The organism is Caldicellulosiruptor hydrothermalis 108 (assembly GCF_000166355.1).
GTDB lineage: Bacteria > Bacillota > Thermoanaerobacteria > Caldicellulosiruptorales > Caldicellulosiruptoraceae > Caldicellulosiruptor > Caldicellulosiruptor hydrothermalis.
This window is the reverse complement of record NC_014652.1, coordinates 536,299-552,774: the sequence shown is the minus strand read 5'-3', so window position 1 is coordinate 552,774 and position 16,476 is coordinate 536,299. Positions and strand designations below refer to the sequence as shown.

Annotated in this window: 14 protein-coding genes; 2 read left to right on the top strand and 12 right to left on the bottom strand. The window is 32.8% G+C overall.

What is annotated here, in order from left to right; genetic code table 11:
* Window positions 1-25: 25 nt before the first annotated feature.
* The 8 genes from CALHY_RS02565 to CALHY_RS02530 all read right to left on the bottom strand — a co-directional run bounded on the left by CALHY_RS02565 (window position 26) and on the right by CALHY_RS02530 (window position 8,032).
* On the bottom strand, window positions 26-487 hold the full coding sequence (locus CALHY_RS02565; protein WP_013402457.1) for a TRAP transporter small permease: 462 nt from the start codon (window positions 485-487) through the stop codon (window positions 26-28).
* A 68-nt stretch (window positions 488-555) separates the two neighbouring features.
* Window positions 556-1,584, bottom strand: coding sequence for a C4-dicarboxylate TRAP transporter substrate-binding protein (locus CALHY_RS02560; protein ID WP_013402456.1), 1,029 nt, complete (start codon window positions 1,582-1,584; stop codon window positions 556-558).
* Between the two features lie 342 nt (window positions 1,585-1,926).
* A complete protein-coding gene (locus CALHY_RS02555) occupies window positions 1,927-2,751 on the bottom strand; it encodes an SDR family oxidoreductase (protein ID WP_041723291.1) in 825 nt (274 codons plus the stop codon).
* A gap of 170 nt (window positions 2,752-2,921) precedes the next feature.
* Window positions 2,922-3,920 (bottom strand): C-terminal binding protein, encoded by a 999-nt coding sequence (locus CALHY_RS02550; RefSeq protein ID WP_013402453.1) that lies wholly within the window; start codon window positions 3,918-3,920, stop codon window positions 2,922-2,924.
* 195 nt (window positions 3,921-4,115) lie between these two features.
* The gene (locus tag CALHY_RS02545; RefSeq protein WP_013402452.1) at window positions 4,116-5,066 is read right to left on the bottom strand and encodes a sugar kinase; all 951 of its coding nucleotides are present in this window, start codon (window positions 5,064-5,066) and stop codon (window positions 4,116-4,118) included.
* A gap of 3 nt (window positions 5,067-5,069) precedes the next feature.
* Window positions 5,070-5,831: a fumarylacetoacetate hydrolase family protein gene (locus tag CALHY_RS02540; protein ID WP_013402451.1), complete on the bottom strand. Its 762-nt coding sequence runs from the start codon at window positions 5,829-5,831 to the stop codon at window positions 5,070-5,072.
* Window positions 5,832-5,949: 118 nt separating this feature from the next.
* Window positions 5,950-6,708: an IclR family transcriptional regulator gene (locus CALHY_RS02535; RefSeq protein WP_013402450.1), complete on the bottom strand. Its 759-nt coding sequence runs from the start codon at window positions 6,706-6,708 to the stop codon at window positions 5,950-5,952.
* A 37-nt stretch (window positions 6,709-6,745) separates the two neighbouring features.
* A complete protein-coding gene (locus CALHY_RS02530; RefSeq protein WP_013402449.1) occupies window positions 6,746-8,032 on the bottom strand; it encodes a nickel pincer cofactor-dependent isomerase, group 22 in 1,287 nt (428 codons plus the stop codon).
* Between the two features lie 753 nt (window positions 8,033-8,785).
* On the opposite strand from CALHY_RS02530, the gene CALHY_RS02525 reads away from it, so the two are divergent.
* Together CALHY_RS02525 and gltA are read left to right on the top strand one after the other, a co-directional pair.
* Window positions 8,786-9,628, top strand: a complete 843-nt coding sequence (locus tag CALHY_RS02525; RefSeq protein ID WP_013402448.1) for a sulfide/dihydroorotate dehydrogenase-like FAD/NAD-binding protein — start codon at window positions 8,786-8,788, stop codon at window positions 9,626-9,628.
* On the top strand, window positions 9,604-11,013 hold the full coding sequence (gene gltA, locus CALHY_RS02520; protein ID WP_049772011.1) for an NADPH-dependent glutamate synthase: 1,410 nt from the start codon (window positions 9,604-9,606) through the stop codon (window positions 11,011-11,013). Before CALHY_RS02525 ends, gltA begins: the two co-directional genes overlap by 25 nt.
* A 213-nt stretch (window positions 11,014-11,226) precedes the next feature.
* Here gltA and CALHY_RS02515 read toward each other — a convergent pair whose 3' ends face one another.
* From CALHY_RS02515 to CALHY_RS02500, 4 genes are all read right to left on the bottom strand, one after another.
* Complete coding sequence (locus CALHY_RS02515; protein WP_041723289.1) at window positions 11,227-13,185, bottom strand: glycoside hydrolase family 127 protein; 1,959 nt, start codon at window positions 13,183-13,185, stop codon at window positions 11,227-11,229.
* A 38-nt stretch (window positions 13,186-13,223) separates the two neighbouring features.
* The gene (locus CALHY_RS02510; protein ID WP_013402445.1) at window positions 13,224-14,060 is read right to left on the bottom strand and encodes a carbohydrate ABC transporter permease; all 837 of its coding nucleotides are present in this window, start codon (window positions 14,058-14,060) and stop codon (window positions 13,224-13,226) included.
* A gap of 5 nt (window positions 14,061-14,065) precedes the next feature.
* Entirely contained in the window at window positions 14,066-14,968 is a 903-nt protein-coding gene (locus CALHY_RS02505; protein WP_013402444.1) for a carbohydrate ABC transporter permease, read from the bottom strand.
* Window positions 14,969-15,079: 111 nt separating this feature from the next.
* Window positions 15,080-16,342, bottom strand: coding sequence for an ABC transporter substrate-binding protein (locus tag CALHY_RS02500; protein ID WP_013402443.1), 1,263 nt, complete (start codon window positions 16,340-16,342; stop codon window positions 15,080-15,082).
* Window positions 16,343-16,476 lie beyond the last annotated feature (134 nt).

The following is a 16,476-nucleotide window of genomic DNA, read 5'->3' as shown; positions in this document are numbered from 1 at the left end:
ACCTCCTTTCTTTACGTAAAGTTATTTAGTTTTTAAGCAAATTTTTTATTTTTAATACTACAGTTCTCACCATTAGTAGACTCCCAATTGGAACACTTATTGTAACCCATGTATAACTAAAATTAGGTATGCCCTGAAATGTTCTATATCTTGTTGTGTAGGAAAGATAAAAACCAAAGACAATAAGTGTTAGTAAGAATATAAGAATTATTACATAATTAAATACTTCAATCCATTTCCTAACATTGTATGGTAATTTTTTAAGTAAAAAATCCACATTCATAAGCTTATTTTCTCTTAAAGCAACATCACCACTTATGAAAACACACCATGCAAAAAGAAATGTTGCCAAATCAATACCCCACTGAATTGGTCTTCCAATTGTTCTTGCAATAGCTGCTAAAAAAACAGCTGCTGACATACTGATTATAAGTATCTGTGCCAAAATTTTTTCACATCTAAAAACAATTTCGTCAATTTTTTTCACACTACATCCCCCTTCTTAAATTTACTCCCCCTGGTTGCAAAAACAACCAGGGGGAAATAATTTATATATTAGTATTTTTTACCCAACTCTCTGTATATTTGATTTCTTACAGTCAGCAAATTCAATTTTCTATAAGCATTTTCTCCGAGCTTCTTAAATTCACTTATATTTACATTTTCAACTATTGTAACACCTTTTGCTTTTAGTTCTTGCTTAATTTTAGCAATTTCCTGTTCCATTAATTTCGATGTCTCAATACCTGCTTTGTCGCATTCTTCGATTAGTATTTTTTGATATGCTGGTGGTAATTTGTCAAAATATTTTTTGCTCATTATTATAAAGTTTATTAATAAGATATGTTTAGTTTCACTTACATACTTTGCAACTTCATAGAGTTTGTTACCAGTTATGTTTCTGTAAACAAGTTCGGCACCATCAATTGCCTTTTGCTGAATTCCCATGTAAACATCTCCAAAGTTCATAGCAACTGGTGTAGCACCTAATGCTCTAATTGATTCTTGCCAAATTGGAGCACCTGGAGTTCTTATTCTTAATCCTTTCAAATCCTTAGGAGTCCTAATTGGTTTGTTAGTAAGCATATGTCTAAAACCTTGAACCCAGCTAAATGATATTACCTTTATTCCAAATTTGTCTTCTAATTCTTTTAGCCACTTTTTAACTAATGATAAATTCTTTAGTTTTTGAACTTCTTCAATGCTATCTAAAAAGTACGGAGCATTCATAACTGCTATTTGTGGAACATACATACCTAATCTTGCCGCATCAGTATTTTGTGCTATGTTTGCTCCCTGTCTAATTTGTTCAATAATATCTTCTTCAACACCAAGCTGTGCACTTGGGAATACTTGTATTTCAACAGCACCATTTGTTCTCTTTTTTACATTTGCAGCCCATTTCAAAAAGCCTTGATGATATGGCTCTGTTGGTGCTAAAACGTGATTAAGCTTAATTACATATTTAGCTTTACTTTGAGCTTTACTTTGAGCCTTAGAATTTTCGAACCCAATCCATGAAACACTTATTGCTATTGCAAACAGAATCGCAGTTATTAATGATATTACTCTAATCTTTTTCATTTTTCCCTTCCTCCTTTATTTTCATATTCTTTGTTTTCAAATGTTAATCTTAATTGACATTCTTCAGATTTCACACATTTAATTTTTTCGTTTGTATTTACTCAATAGGCTAAAATCTGTCATTAATTACGTTTTTTAATCTTCTTTTGGCCACATCTTTAGTAATTATTTTGTTCTACACTACGGAACGCTATCCCATTTTTTTGACAAATAACACCTTCTTTTTTCTTACCCTAACTCATCCTTTTCTCATATCTATTTTATCCCTCCTCCCTGTCCATTGGTTATGGTTTTATATTTATGGGTAAATGTGAAAAGAGAAGCCTTTTTAAAATACTTATTTTAAACTCCAGAATAAGCTGAAAAAGCACCATCTACTGGGATTATTGCTCCATTAATAAAAGAAGCAGATTCTGAACAGAGGAAAAGAACAATGCCAATTAAATCGCTTGGCATCCCAAATCTACCCATTGGAGTAGCATTTATAACATTTCGTCCTCTTTGGGTTAAATCACCTGTCTCTTTGTCTATAAGTAGATATCTGTTTTGATCAGTAATTATAAATCCTGGTGCTATAGCGTTTACACGGATATGAGGTGAATATTCTTGATTCATATATACAGCTAACCATTGTGTAAAATTGGAGACAGCAGCTTTTGCAGCACTATAAGCAATAGTTCTAGTTAGTGGTCTAATTGCAGCCATTGAAGATATGTTTATTATTATCCCTTTTTTCTTTTCAGCCATAATTTTGCCAAATATTTGAGATGGTAATACGGTACCTAAAAAGTTTAAATTGAAGACTTTTGAAATGTCATCAATGTTTAAGTCAAAAAACGTTTTTTCAGAAGATGTAGTTGCTGATTCGTGATTGCCTCCTGCACCATTGATCAAAATATCCACTGTACCAAATGTATCTAAAATTATTTCTTTTGCTTTTTCCAGCGATTCTTTATCAAGCACATTTGCGCCTATTCCTATTGCTTGACCACCATTATTTTTAATTTCCTCTACAACCTTCTCAGTCTTTTCTTTATATAAATCTAATACTGCTACCTTGCTTTTATATTTAGCAAATGCCTTTGCCATCTCAGAGCATAAGATTCCTCCACCACCAGTAATTACAACAACCTTATCTTTTAATTCCTTTTCAATATCCACATTGATTCCTCCTTTGCAAGGAAATAAAGTTGTATTAATAAAATAAGTTAACATTTATTTTACTTTCAATTATAATTTTCGCATATTGAATATATGATTGTAATATTTCTTCAATAATTCTATCAAATAATTCTCTTTTATGCAACATTTTTATGAAACTCGAAATTTAAATTGTCTCAATTTTCTTTTTCTTTTAAATTTATCTTGGACATAACCTCCTTGTTTACAAGATATCGAGGCCAATAACCCAATAACACATCTGCAATACCCTGGGCTGCTTTTGTTCTTAGCTCAGCTTCAGCTTCTTCAGAATACCAGGCAACATGAGGTGTAATTATGACATTATCCATTTTAAGCAGAGGATTATCACTTTGAATTGGTTCCACTTCTGTTACATCTAAAGCTGCACCAGCAATTCGTTTTTCTAATAATACTTCAATTAAAGCTTTTTCATCAATGACAGGACCTCTTGCAGTGTTAATAAGAAATGCTGTCGGTTTCATTAACTTCAATTCTTGTGGACCAATTAAGTGATAAGTTTCCTTGTTCAAAGGAACATGTATCGAAATAAAATCAGATTGCGTCATTAATTCATCCAAGCTCACTAATTTTGCACCATAGGCTTCTGCATCATTTGGACTTATGTATGGATCATAGACCAGTATATTAAAACCAATAGATTTGGCTTTCTGCGCTAACGTTCGGGGAATACGACCAAAACCAACCAAGCCAAGCACTTTTCCTCTCAATCTATAAATAGGTTTACTTATTTTATAATCCCAAATACCTTTCTTAACAGAGTTGTTTAATAACACAATTTTACGTGCTAACGTTAAAATCAGAGCTAAAGCATGATCTGAAACTTCGTCCATACAGTAATCAGGTACATTCACAACACAAATACCTTTTTCTGTAGCTGCTTCAATGTCAATAGTGTTTACACCTACTCCATAACGACCAATAACTTTGCATTTTGGTAATGATTCTATTACTCGCCTTGTTATTTGAGCATATTGACTCAATAGTCCATCTGCTTCTTTGCATACTGTTATTAACTCATCTTCTGTTCGACACTGTGCAGGAATTAAAGTAATCCCTGCACTGTTAAAAACTTCTTCTTCATATCTTAAGTCTGAATATTCAAAATCTGTCACAACTACTTTGAGTTGAGTCACTTCTCAATCCCCCTTCATATATTAGATTTGAAAGACAAGTAACGCATACATTATTAAACATTTTTATTTTTTGAATTTAACCACCTCCTCATTTTGCTTTTTGTATTAGTAAATGACATAAGAATAAATGTATATAATTACATATTAACAAATAATGGCTATTATAATATTATCTTTTTTTGTTGTACATGGCTACTAACGACTAACGTCTTCCCTTATGCCCATAAATGCTTCAACCTCTTCCATAGTGGGTAATCCTTCAAAATCTCCAATAACAGTTGTTGCTATTGCACCTACCGCATTTGCTAATTTAACAGCCTCTTTTAAACTATAATTTTTTAGTAAGCCGGCTATAAAACCTGCTGCAAATCCATCACCAGCTCCAATAGGATCAACTACTTTCTCAATAGGAAAACCAGAGACATATCCACTTTCGTCTTTAGTAGCATAATAAGCTCCTTTTTCACCTAGTTTTACTACAACAATGCTTACACCCAAATCCAAGAATTTTTTTGCAATATTCTCTGGATTTTTTTCACCAACTAATATTTCACCTTCAGTTATACCAGGTAAAACAATGTCTGCTTGTTCAGCCAATTCCATAATGACTCTTCGAGCTTGTTCTTTGCTCCATAATTTTAATCTAATATTAGGATCAAGAGATATTTTTACTCCTCTGCTTTTTGCAATTTTTATTGCTTCTTTTATAGTTAAATAACAAGATTCACTTAATGCTGGAGTGATACCTGTAACATGTAAATATTTTGCTGAACCAATATAATCCGGATCAAGGTCTTCAGGTGTTAAGCGACTTGCAGCAGAACCTCGTCGATAATAATAAACTTTTGTTTCACCATATTCTCTTATTTCTTTAAAGTAAATTCCTGTTGGTGCTTCTGGATCAAATTTTACTTGGGAGGTATCAACACCCTCACCTCTGATAACAGAAAGTATACACTTACCAAATTCGTCGTTTCCTAACTTGCTAATCCATCCAGCCTTGTGTCCTAAGCGTACAATCCCTATTGCAAAATTAGCTTCTGCTCCACCTACTTTTTTAACAAAGTTATTTACATATCTTAAAGGTCCAGAAGCTGTTGGATTAAATACTACCATTGCTTCACCGATTGTAACAACATCTAACATCTACTAACACTCCTTCACAACATAGTTTCTTAGTACACCTATGCCTTCTATTTTTGCTTCAACATAATCGCCCGGATTTAATAAACCTGCACCAGGTGGCGTTCCGGTTATAATAACATCACCAGGACATAAAGTCATAATTTTTGATATATAAGAAATTAAGTAAGCCACATCAAACACCATGTCAGATGTATTACCGTTTTGAGTCATATTACCATTAATATACATTTCTAATTTTGCGTTATTTGGATCTAAATCAGTAGCAATCCAGGGACCGAGAGGTAAAAATGTATCATACGATTTAGCTTTCGTCCATGGCCCACCTGTCATTTTATCTTTCGCTGTTAGATCATTCGCTATTGTATATCCAAAAACATGTTTTAAAGCCTCGTTATAATTAACACTTTTAATTTTATCTTTAATAATCACTGCAAGTTCAACTTCATATCCTAATTCTTTCACGTCAGATGGAAAAATAATATTATCGCCATCTCCAATAATAGCCGATGGAGGTTTAAGAAAAATTACTGGCTCTTCAGGAACAGCCGCATTAAGACGCTTAATGGTAGAATGATAATTTAATCCTACACACACTATTTTGCTTGGCTCAACAGGCGGCAATAATTTAACTTCACCCAATAAATAACTTTCATTTCCGACTTTCCAATCACCAAAAATATTTCCTTCTATTGATTGGACTATATTGTCTTTTACGATACCATAATTAATTTTATTATCTTTTTCAAACCGACAAAATAAATTCATCTTATTCCTCCTCTTTAATTTATTAGCTTTATCAAAATGCTCATAAGGAACTCCTCAAACTATTACATCAAGTGCAAAAATCAAGTATCAAAATGTGAATGTAAGAAATATTTTCCAATCACTTAAAATAACCCAATCTCTCTGAAATCTTTTGAGCAGTTTCTTTTAATTTTTCCGCTAAGTCTGGTATTCTTTCTTTTGTTATTCGAGAAACTGGTCCAGCTATACTTATGGCAGCTACAACGCGACCTGTGTAATTAAAAACTGGAGCCCCAATACCACGTACACCCTCTTCGTTTTCAACATCATCAACAGCATAACCTAATTCCCTAATTTCTTCCAATTGATTTAAAAGCTTTTGCATATCTGTAATTGTATTTTTAGTCCTTCGCGACATCCCTTTTCTCTGCAATATAGAAATAACTTCCTCTCTTGGTAAAAATGCTAAAGTGGCTTTTCCAACTGCAGTGCAATGTACTGGAACACGTCTACCTATTTGTGAGTATAATCGAATTGGATTAGGACACTCAACTTTATCTATATATACCATTTCTCCATCTCTTAAAACACAAAGATGTACAACTTCATTAGAATAGTTCATCAATTCTTCCAGATAAGGATGTGCTTCATTTCTTAATTCCATATTGCTTAATATTTTGTTGCTTAACTCCACTATTCTTAAACCAAGTTTATATTTATCATTCTCCATATTTTTTTCAACATATCCTTTTTGCAAAAGTGTATCAAGGATTCGGTGAACAGTACTTTTAGGAAGATTAAGTTCACGAGAAATCTCACTTATACCTATTCCTTTAGGTTTTTCTCCTAACAATTCAAGTATGTTTATAGCTCTTTCTAATACTTGAATATTGCTCATTTTGAAATATTCTTCCCTTTCTATAATTTTTATGAATTTATAATATTAAATTTCCTTCTTCATCAAACTTCAGTGGTTCCGGTTCACTTAATATTTCTATCTGAGGATTTTTACGAGCCTCAGGTAATAGCGATTCAGATATATATATTTCACCTACCTGTAAAGTATTTTTGATTCTTACAATTCGAAGCTTCTCATAATCTAAACAATATGAGGTTTTTGCAGCACATTTAATCGCATATTCATCGTTAGGCATAACCATTGGTATTCGAACAGTTGGTGGAAAAGCAGCAGTGATAGCGTTTATGTAAGTTTTTGCCATATTCATATTTTCAAAAACCTTTAAAGTTGTAATATCAGCTGCTCCTATACCATTTGCATTACCTTCAGTCTTCTCTGTGAGTCTTAAAACAACTATTCTTTCCACTTCAAGATCTCCTTTTGCGTAACGTGTGGAAAATCTACCTGTAACATTTGGATCCATACCGTCCCCACTTATATCTTTCCCCAACTCATCTACAATTAAGATATCTAAAGGATTAAATAATATCTTTGGCATTAGGCTTTTTGCTTTTATAAGTAATTTTGGTTCTACCTCCAAGATCTCAGATGAAGGAATTGCATGAATCTCAGCTGTTTGATCATAAGCATTTTCTATTATAGCTATACCGAAAAGTATTTTTACCTTAGAAAATATAACTTTACTCATTTCTATTAATCGTTTATCAAAATCTTTCATGCTTAACTGGTGGCATGATTCTGCACCCTTTTGTTTCCCAAGACCAATCACACTCATTTTAATTAATCCGCTTTCAATAATGCCACGAAAAGCAGTATGTGGTTTTATTCTATTTATTAAGATTACACCATCCGCCGAAAGAGCAAATTTATCAACATAAACCGGCGTACCATCTACAGTTCCGATCTGCTCAACTTCCATGGAAGATTTAATTGGTACACCAATCGTCTGCTCAGTAATTCCATATTCTGCTAACACCCGTTTCTGCCCTTCAGCTGTTGCTCCACCATGACTACCCATTGCAGGTATAATAAATGGTTCTGTATCACAACTTTTCAAAAAATCAACAGTTGTTTTTACAATCGACGCAAGATTTGCTATCCCACGGCTTCCAACTGCTAATGCTATTTTCATTTTAGGTTTTAACATTTTTTTAATTTTTTCTTTATTTAACTCATTGATAAGCACTTCTGAAATATTATTTATAACAGGAGCTTCAAATACTTGACGTACTTTTACAAACTTAGGCAGCTTAACTTCATTTAACATTTTTATTATCTCAGTATAATCCCCAATTATCGCCATCCATATACCTCCTATAATTACGCCCATATTATTCTTAAAACCAAGCAACTTAATAATTTCATTATACTTATATTCGATAAATTTGTAGTTAAATTGTTATATTTACCATATTTTATCTTTTCGCTTTGATATTTAATTTCAACATTGCATATATTACACGAATCATTTAACGAGCTTTATATGACATATGTTAATCAATTTCATATTTATTGTTCTGATATATGAAACATTATTTCATTTTCGAGTGATATTATATCACAAAATAAGTTAAATGTCTCTTGCTATTTTTTATAATTTTTTTACATATTTTTTGGATATAATGCTGCATATACATGCCATTAATCAAAATAAAGTAGTAAAATGCTAATAACTCATAGTTTATAGTACAAAAGATATATTTAAAAATCAAAAGAATTGACTACACAAAGTTAGAGGCTGAAAATCTTTTACTGCATTCACTAACAAATGTACGATCATTGTCTTTAATTAATCTTTAAAATTTTCTAGAAAGAAATAAGAAACTATAAAATCAAAATTAGCTAATTGAATTAACATTAAGACTGGTTGATAGTTTAATACTTGATCGTTATAACATGTTTTGAAAATTTGTCCCTTATCATAATTATAAATACTTGTTCATTCTAACAAACAGAATTAATTGTTACTATTTTATCAAACTTTATATTTGAATCTTCAAAACTTTTTTGATAATATATATTAAAACTCCTAATATCTTTGATACGGGGGATTCAAATGAATGAAATTGTAATAAAACAAAACATAGTACCAAACGTCTGGCTCATGGGTATATACTCTCCACAGGTTGCAAAAAAAGCAAAGCCCGGCCAGTTTGTGATATTAAGAGTTACAGAAACTGGCGAGAGAATACCTTTGACTATCGCTGATTTTGATTCAGATAAAGGAATTGTTTTTATAATATTTCAGGTTGTTGGGAAAACAACCTCAATCTTATCAACGTTAAACATTGGTGATTCTATTGCCGATTTTGTTGGACCTCTTGGAATGCCATATGAGCAGGACTCAAATGATAAAAGCTACCTCTTTATTGCGGGCGGCCTTGGAATACCTGCAATCTATTCGAAAGTAAAAATGCTTCACAGCCAAGGAAAAGATATTGAAATAATAGTTGGGGGAAGGTCAAAAGAAAATATATTTTTTGAAGAAGAACTTAGAAAATATTGCAGCAGTCTTTACATCTCAACAAACGACGGCTCATATGGTCAAAAAGGACTTGTCACAGACATTTTAACCCAGCTTTTAGAAAACGGCAAAAGATACGATGAAATCTTTGCAGTAGGTCCTGTTCTTATGATGAAAGCAGTAGTTGATATAACTAAAAAGTATGGAATAAAGACCTTGGTAAGTCTTAATCCTATTATGGTTGATGGAACAGGTATGTGTGGAGGATGTAGAGTTAAAATTGGAAATGAAATTAAATTTGCTTGTGTTGATGGACCAATATTTAATGGATTTGAAGTTGATTTTGATGGACTTATGAAAAGAAACTCTTACTATCAGGACCTTGAAAACCTCTCTTATAAAGAACATAAATGCAAAATTGGATTGGGGGAATAGAAAAATTGGAAGTATTAAAAAGAGTGTCAATAAAAGAGCAAGAGCCTGAAAAAAGAGTAAATAATTTTGATGAGGTTTGCTTGGGCTATAGCTCTGATGAAGCTGTGCAGGAAGCTTTGAGATGTCTTGAGTGCAAAAATGCACCATGCATTAAGGGCTGTCCTGTTGAGGTCAAAATCCCTGAGTTTATAAGGCTAATAAAAGAAAAAAAATTCAAAGAAAGCTATCTAAAAATTCTTGAGACAAATCTACTTCCTGCAATTTGTGGAAGAGTGTGCCCACAAGAGACTCAATGCGAAAAGAATTGTGTGCGCGGGATAAAAGGTGAGCCAATAGCAATTGGAAAGCTTGAAAGATTTGTCGCTGACTGGTTTAGGCAAAACTGTGAGTTTGAGTTTGAAAAACCTGAGTCAAATGGCAAAAAAGTTGCAATAATTGGCTCTGGCCCTGCAGGGCTATCTTGTGCTTCGTCTTTGGCAAAGTTAGGGTATGAAGTTGTGATATTTGAAGCTTTCCATAAACTTGGTGGAGTTTTATATTACGGAATACCAGAGTTTAGGCTCCCAAAAGAGGTTGTTGAGTGGGAGATTGAGAATTTGAAAAAGATGGGTGTTGAGTTTAGAACAAATATGGTATTTGGTAAAACTTTTGACTTAGAAGATTTAAAACAAGAGGGTTTTGAAGCAGTGTTTATTAGCTCTGGTGCAGGTCTTCCAAACTTTTTAAACATTGAAGGTGAGCTTTTAAACGGAATATATTCAGCAAATGAGTTTTTGACAAGAGTAAACTTAATGAAAGCATATAAATTCCCTGAATATGATACTCCAATAAAACTTGGCAAGAAAGTTGGAGTGATTGGCGGTGGGAATGTCGCAATGGATGCAGCAAGGGTGGCAAGAAGGCTTGGAAGCGAGGTTTACATACTCTACCGAAGAACTGAGGCTGAGATGCCTGCAAGAAAAGAAGAAATAGATCACGCAAAAGAAGAGGGAATAAAAATCCTTGAACTTGTAAGTCCTGTCAGATTCATGGGCGACGAAACAGGACACGTGAGAGCTTTAGAACTTGTTAAAATGCAGCTTTCACAGCCGGATTCTTCTGGCAGAAGAAGCGTAAAGCCAATAGATGGCTCAAACTTTATTTTTGAAGCTGACAACTTCATTGTTGCTATAGGTCAAAGCCCCAATCCGCTTGTCAAAAAAGCTATACCTGAGCTTGAACTAAATCCAAATGGTTCAATTAAGGTAAATGAAAATCTCATGACAAATGTCGAGGGTGTATTTGCTGGAGGAGATATTGTAACTGGAGCTGCAACAGTTATATTAGCAATGGGCATGGGTAAAAAGGCTGCTGAGAATATTGATAAATATATCATGTGTAGTTAGAACAAAGTAAAATTGTCATTGTTAATATTTTAATTCTTGCCAAAAACGGGATTTTTATATTTTACATAACATTATTTTGTTACTATTTTATTAAGTAAAAATTAAAGAGTCCACAATTTTATTGACTTCAATGGATTGTGGACTCTTTTTGTTTAAGCATCCTTAAAAGTTCTGAGCTAATAAATATAATCAACAACCTTTATTTAATTACATTTACCTTATCTCACTTATCCAAACCCTCATTTCACCTTTCCCTCTATTAGCCCATGCATAATATGGAATAAACTTGAGTTTTACTGGCAATAACTTGTATTCATATTCATCCCTATACAGTTCATCACCAAAATCTTCTTCGTCTATTCTAAAACCATCCGCATAAATTACATATAAACCATTTAAAATTTCTGGTTCAAATTTCAGCTCAAGTTTTGAATCTTTTGAGATAAAGAGCTCATGTAAGTTTGGACCATTATCAGCTTCTTCTAAACAATACAGGATTGGTCCTTTCATAATGGTAATTTTACCAATATTATCTCTTACCCGAGGATGAGACCTTATTTTTTTAGGCAATGTAGTTAGCTTCAACAAAATTTCATCATTACCATTCCATATTCTACTCAACACAATATAACCTTTTTCTTTTACAATTTTTCCCTCTTCTCTATCATTTATATAGACTTTAAAACTTTCACACCATTTAGGTATTCTCAATTTTAAATCAAAATAAACTGGCTTTTTAGTATCAATTTTTATAAAGACGTTATCACCAAAAGGATATTCACTATTTATATAAATTTTCACCTCGTCTCCATTCATGTTTAGTTCATATTCATTGCTGATATACAAATTAACGTATAACTCGTTTGCAGAATGTGCATAAACATATTTTCCAATTGATGACAGCAGTCTTGCCACATTTGGAGGACAGCAAGCACAGCCAAACCATCTTTGCCTTGGAACTTTTACATGCTGAGTATCATGCCTTTTTTCACATGCTCTTGGGACAACCTCTAATGGATTCACATAAAAATAACTTCTACCATCCAAACTCATAGAAGCAATTATGTTGTTGTATAGAGTTTGCTCAATTATATCATAATAATGGCTACTCTGCTCTATTAGAAACATTCTATGTGCAAAGAAAATAAGACCAACTGATGCGCAGGTTTCTGCATAAGCCCTGTCATTTGGCAAATCATATTCAAATGAAAAAGATTCAGCATATGCACTTGCGCCAATTCCACCAGTGATATACATTTTCCTTGTTACAATATCCTTAAATAAAGCTTTACAAGTATCTAATAATTCTTCATCTTTAGTAATTCTTGCTATATCAGCCATAGCAGAGTACATATATGTTGCTCTAACAGCATGACCCACTGCTTCTCTTTGTTTTCGAACAGGAAGATGAGTTTGTGCATACTCTCTTCCAAAGTTTCTTATTAGTCCTGGCCAGTGTTCAGTTCTCCCTCTTTTTTCCCATTCTAAATCAAAATAATAAGGGTCTTTTCCTCTCTCTTCAATAAAATATCTCGCAAGATTTAAGTATCCCTCTTCTTTTGTAACTTCGTAAAGTTTTATTAGAGCAAGTTCTATTTCCTGATGTCCAGGATAGCCTTTTAATTTTCCCTCTTCGGGACCAAATATACTGTTAATGTGATCAACAAATTTTTTAGCTATGTTGAGCAGTCTATCATTTCCAGTCGCATTATAATATGCAACTGCAGCTTCAATTAAATGCCCTGCACAATAAAGCTCGTGACACTCTTGAAGATTTGTCCATCTATTTTGCGGTTCTTTTATAGTAAAGTAAGTATTTATATATCCATCATCCCACTGCGCTTTCTCTATCAAATCAATTACTTCATTTATTTTTCTATCTAATTCTTCATCATAATGAGATTCTAAAACATAACTTGCTGCTTCTAACCATTTATAAACGTCACTATCTTGGAACACCATTCCATAAAAGTCACCTTGTTCTAAACCAGCTGCAATTTTAAAGTTGCGAATTGCAGAACTTTTTTCAACACCATCTACTTTATCATTTAGAATGTCCCATTGATATGGAACAACAACCTCTTTTATGAGATTAATATACCTATTCCAAAAATCGCTGTTGATTTTTATATCTCTGATTTTTGGAACATTCAGTAGTTTTAAAAAGCTCATTTCTTGCTGCAATACTATCACCCTTTACATTAAAAATTTTAACCTTTAAGACCACTCATTTTTATACCTTCAACCAAATAGCGTTGTCCTAACATATACAAAATCATTGGTGGAATAATCATTAGCGTTGCCATTGCCATAACCAAGTTCCATTGTGTCACAAATTGTCCTTCAGCTTTAAATGAAATCAATGCTGTGGTTAAAGGTTTCAAATGTTCAGAGTTTATATAAATCAAGGGCGTAAAAAGTTCATTCCACCAATATATAGAGGACAAAATACCAATAGTTATGAATATTGGCTTTGCTAAAGGAACAAGAATTTTATAAAAGATTTTGAATCTTGAACAACCATCTATCATTGCAGCTTCATCTAATTCTTTTGGAATTGTTAAGAAAAATTGTCTAAATAAAAATACATTATATGGATAAGCAAAAAATGCTGGAACAAAAAGTGGATATAATGTATCAATCCAGTTTAAGTATCTAAACAAAATAAATTGAGGAATAATTGTAACAGCACTTGGGACCATCATTGTTGCTAATATTAAACTAAATACTATCCTTTTACCTTTAAATTTCATCCTTGCAAGTGGATATGCAACTAAGGAACTTGAAATTAATGTTCCTACTGTATTGCCAACTATCAGTATCAATGTATTTCGTAAATATATTAATGCATTTCGACGAGTTAGGACCTCTATATAATTACTTAGCTGAGGCTCTTTAGGTATCAATTTTGGTGGATAAGAGGTAATACTTGTCAATGTTTTAAATGATGAAGAAATAATCCACATAATTGGGAAAAACATTATTATTGCAATTAAAAGCATTAGCATATAAATCAAAATATTTGCAATCAAATTTTGCCTTTTCATAATGTTTAACCCTCGCTTTCATAATAGACCCATTTTTTAGAAAGTACAAACTGAGCTAATGTCAGCAAAGCTACAATGATAAAGAGTATTACCCCTTCTGCTGCTGCATATCCCATTCTAAATAGTTGGAATGCATTTCTATAAATATCTAAACTCAGTACATTTGTAACTTCGTTCGGTCCACCACCGGTAAGAGGGTATATAAAAGTAAATGAGTTATTTAAAATTGCAATTGTTGATACAACTAAATTAAACAGTATTATTGGAGATATAGATGGTAGAGTTACATGTATAAAACGTTGAAAAGCATTTCCACCATCAATTTCAAACGCTTCATATAATTCTTTTGGTACCTCTTTTAATGCTGAATTATATATTAGCATCATTTGACCTGAAGAGTATGTATATATAGATAGAGCTATAAGCGTTGGAATCACCCATTTTGAATCCATAAGCCAGTTTGGTCCGTTTGTTATTCCAATTAAAGATAAAAGATAATTTAAGACCCCAACCTCTTTATCTAACATTATTTGAAACACAAATGCTAACGCTACAGTAGGCAAAACCGCAGGTATGAAATAAAAAAATTGAAATATACCAATTAATCTTACTCTTTGATTTAACAACACTGCTAAGAAGAGTGCCCATAAATTTGTAAATATAACAGCAAACAATGTATAAATCAATGTAACTTTAAGACTGTTATAAAAAGATTGATTGTTAACCAAAAGATTTTTAAAATTTTCAATACCAACAAAGATTGGTTTGCTAACTAAATCCCATTTCATAAAGCCGAGAACAAAAGCATAGATAATTGGCCCACCCGTGAAAAGAATAAATCCAATAATCCATGGAAGTAAAAACAAATAAGCGGTGAGATTCTCTTTTAATTCTTTATTCGATTTCATTCATTTCACCTGCTTTCAAGATATCACCATTATTATGTAAAAGTATCTTACTTTAGAATATCGGAGGGAATGGAGAGACTTTCTCAACCATTCCCTCACATCAACCCAAAATTACTTATAGCTCGCAGTAATTTCTTTAAGTTCTTTTATACCTTCGTTAATAGCTTGATCGATTAGAACTTGCTTTGCAACCGCTGATTCAAGCCGCTTGACAAATTTATCTGTACCACCAGGAGGCAGAAGAACATAACCGAGCTGAGCAAACTGAGCAGTATCATCCATTGCTTTCCAATTTGTTGGTCCATTTGGTCCTGCAACTTTATAATAACCTTTAGCCATTAAGCTTTTTCTTGCACTTGGGTTATTATAACCCTGACTAAGGATTTTCTGTCCTTCTTCGCTCAGCATAAATTCAATAAATTTCCAACTTTCTTCTTTGTATTTTGAAGTTTTGCTTATTGTATAAAATCCTGTGTGAAGATTTGAATACTGTCTTACCTTTTTGGGAAGAGGTGCAATATCCCATTTAAAATCTTTAATATCTCTATATGTGGAAATCATCCAGCTCCCTGTAAACGCCATAGCTGCTTTACCACTTGCGAACAAATCTGTAACACCCATGCTTGTTGAAGGAGCTGGCATAACTTTGTATTTATTAACAAGGTCATATACCCATTGAACAGCAATTTTAACTCCCTTGCCTAAGGCAACATTTCCTTTCTCATCTGCAACATCATCACCCGCAGCACCAATCAGTGCATACCAAATACCAACAAAACGCGGATAGTCAATCCCCCATTGAATTGTTTTCCCACCCTTTACTATTGTAAGTTTCTTTGCAGCATTTAGAACATCGTCCCATGTCCATTTATCTGTTGGGTAAGGAACTTTTGCTTTATCAAAAAGAGTCTTGTTGTAATACATAATCTCTGTTGCAAAGCACCATGGAAGCCCATAAACTGCCCCCTGCATCTTTGTGAGTTTTGCGAATGCTGGTATGAAGTCATTCATTGTAAATGCTTTAGTCTTTTTAATATAAGGATCTAAAGGTATAATAACACCATTTTTAGCAAATCGTCCTATGTCGCATTCCCATACAAGAGGAACATCTGGCGCTTTATTTGCTGCAATCATAGCTTGCAATTTTTCGGAATAATTTTCAGGCGCTTTAATTACATTCACTTTGATATTGGGATATTTTTTCTCAAAAGCTGCAATAAAATCATACTTTGCGTTGATATCTCCCCACATGCTGGTTGAGATGGTTACCTTTTTAGATGAGGAAATCGCTTCAGAAGGTCTGAAAGCTACAAATAATGTTAAAGCCAATGCGAAAACCACCAGAACTGCTATAAACCTCTCAAACTTTTTCATAAAAAAAACCTCCTTTTTGTTTAATTTTTGGATTTTTTCAGAATTTTGAACAATAAAAGTTTTTAAGTTTTCCTTTTTTAATTATCTTCTACAACCTCCTCCTTCCTTTTTGGTGTCATTTAAACGTTTAAATA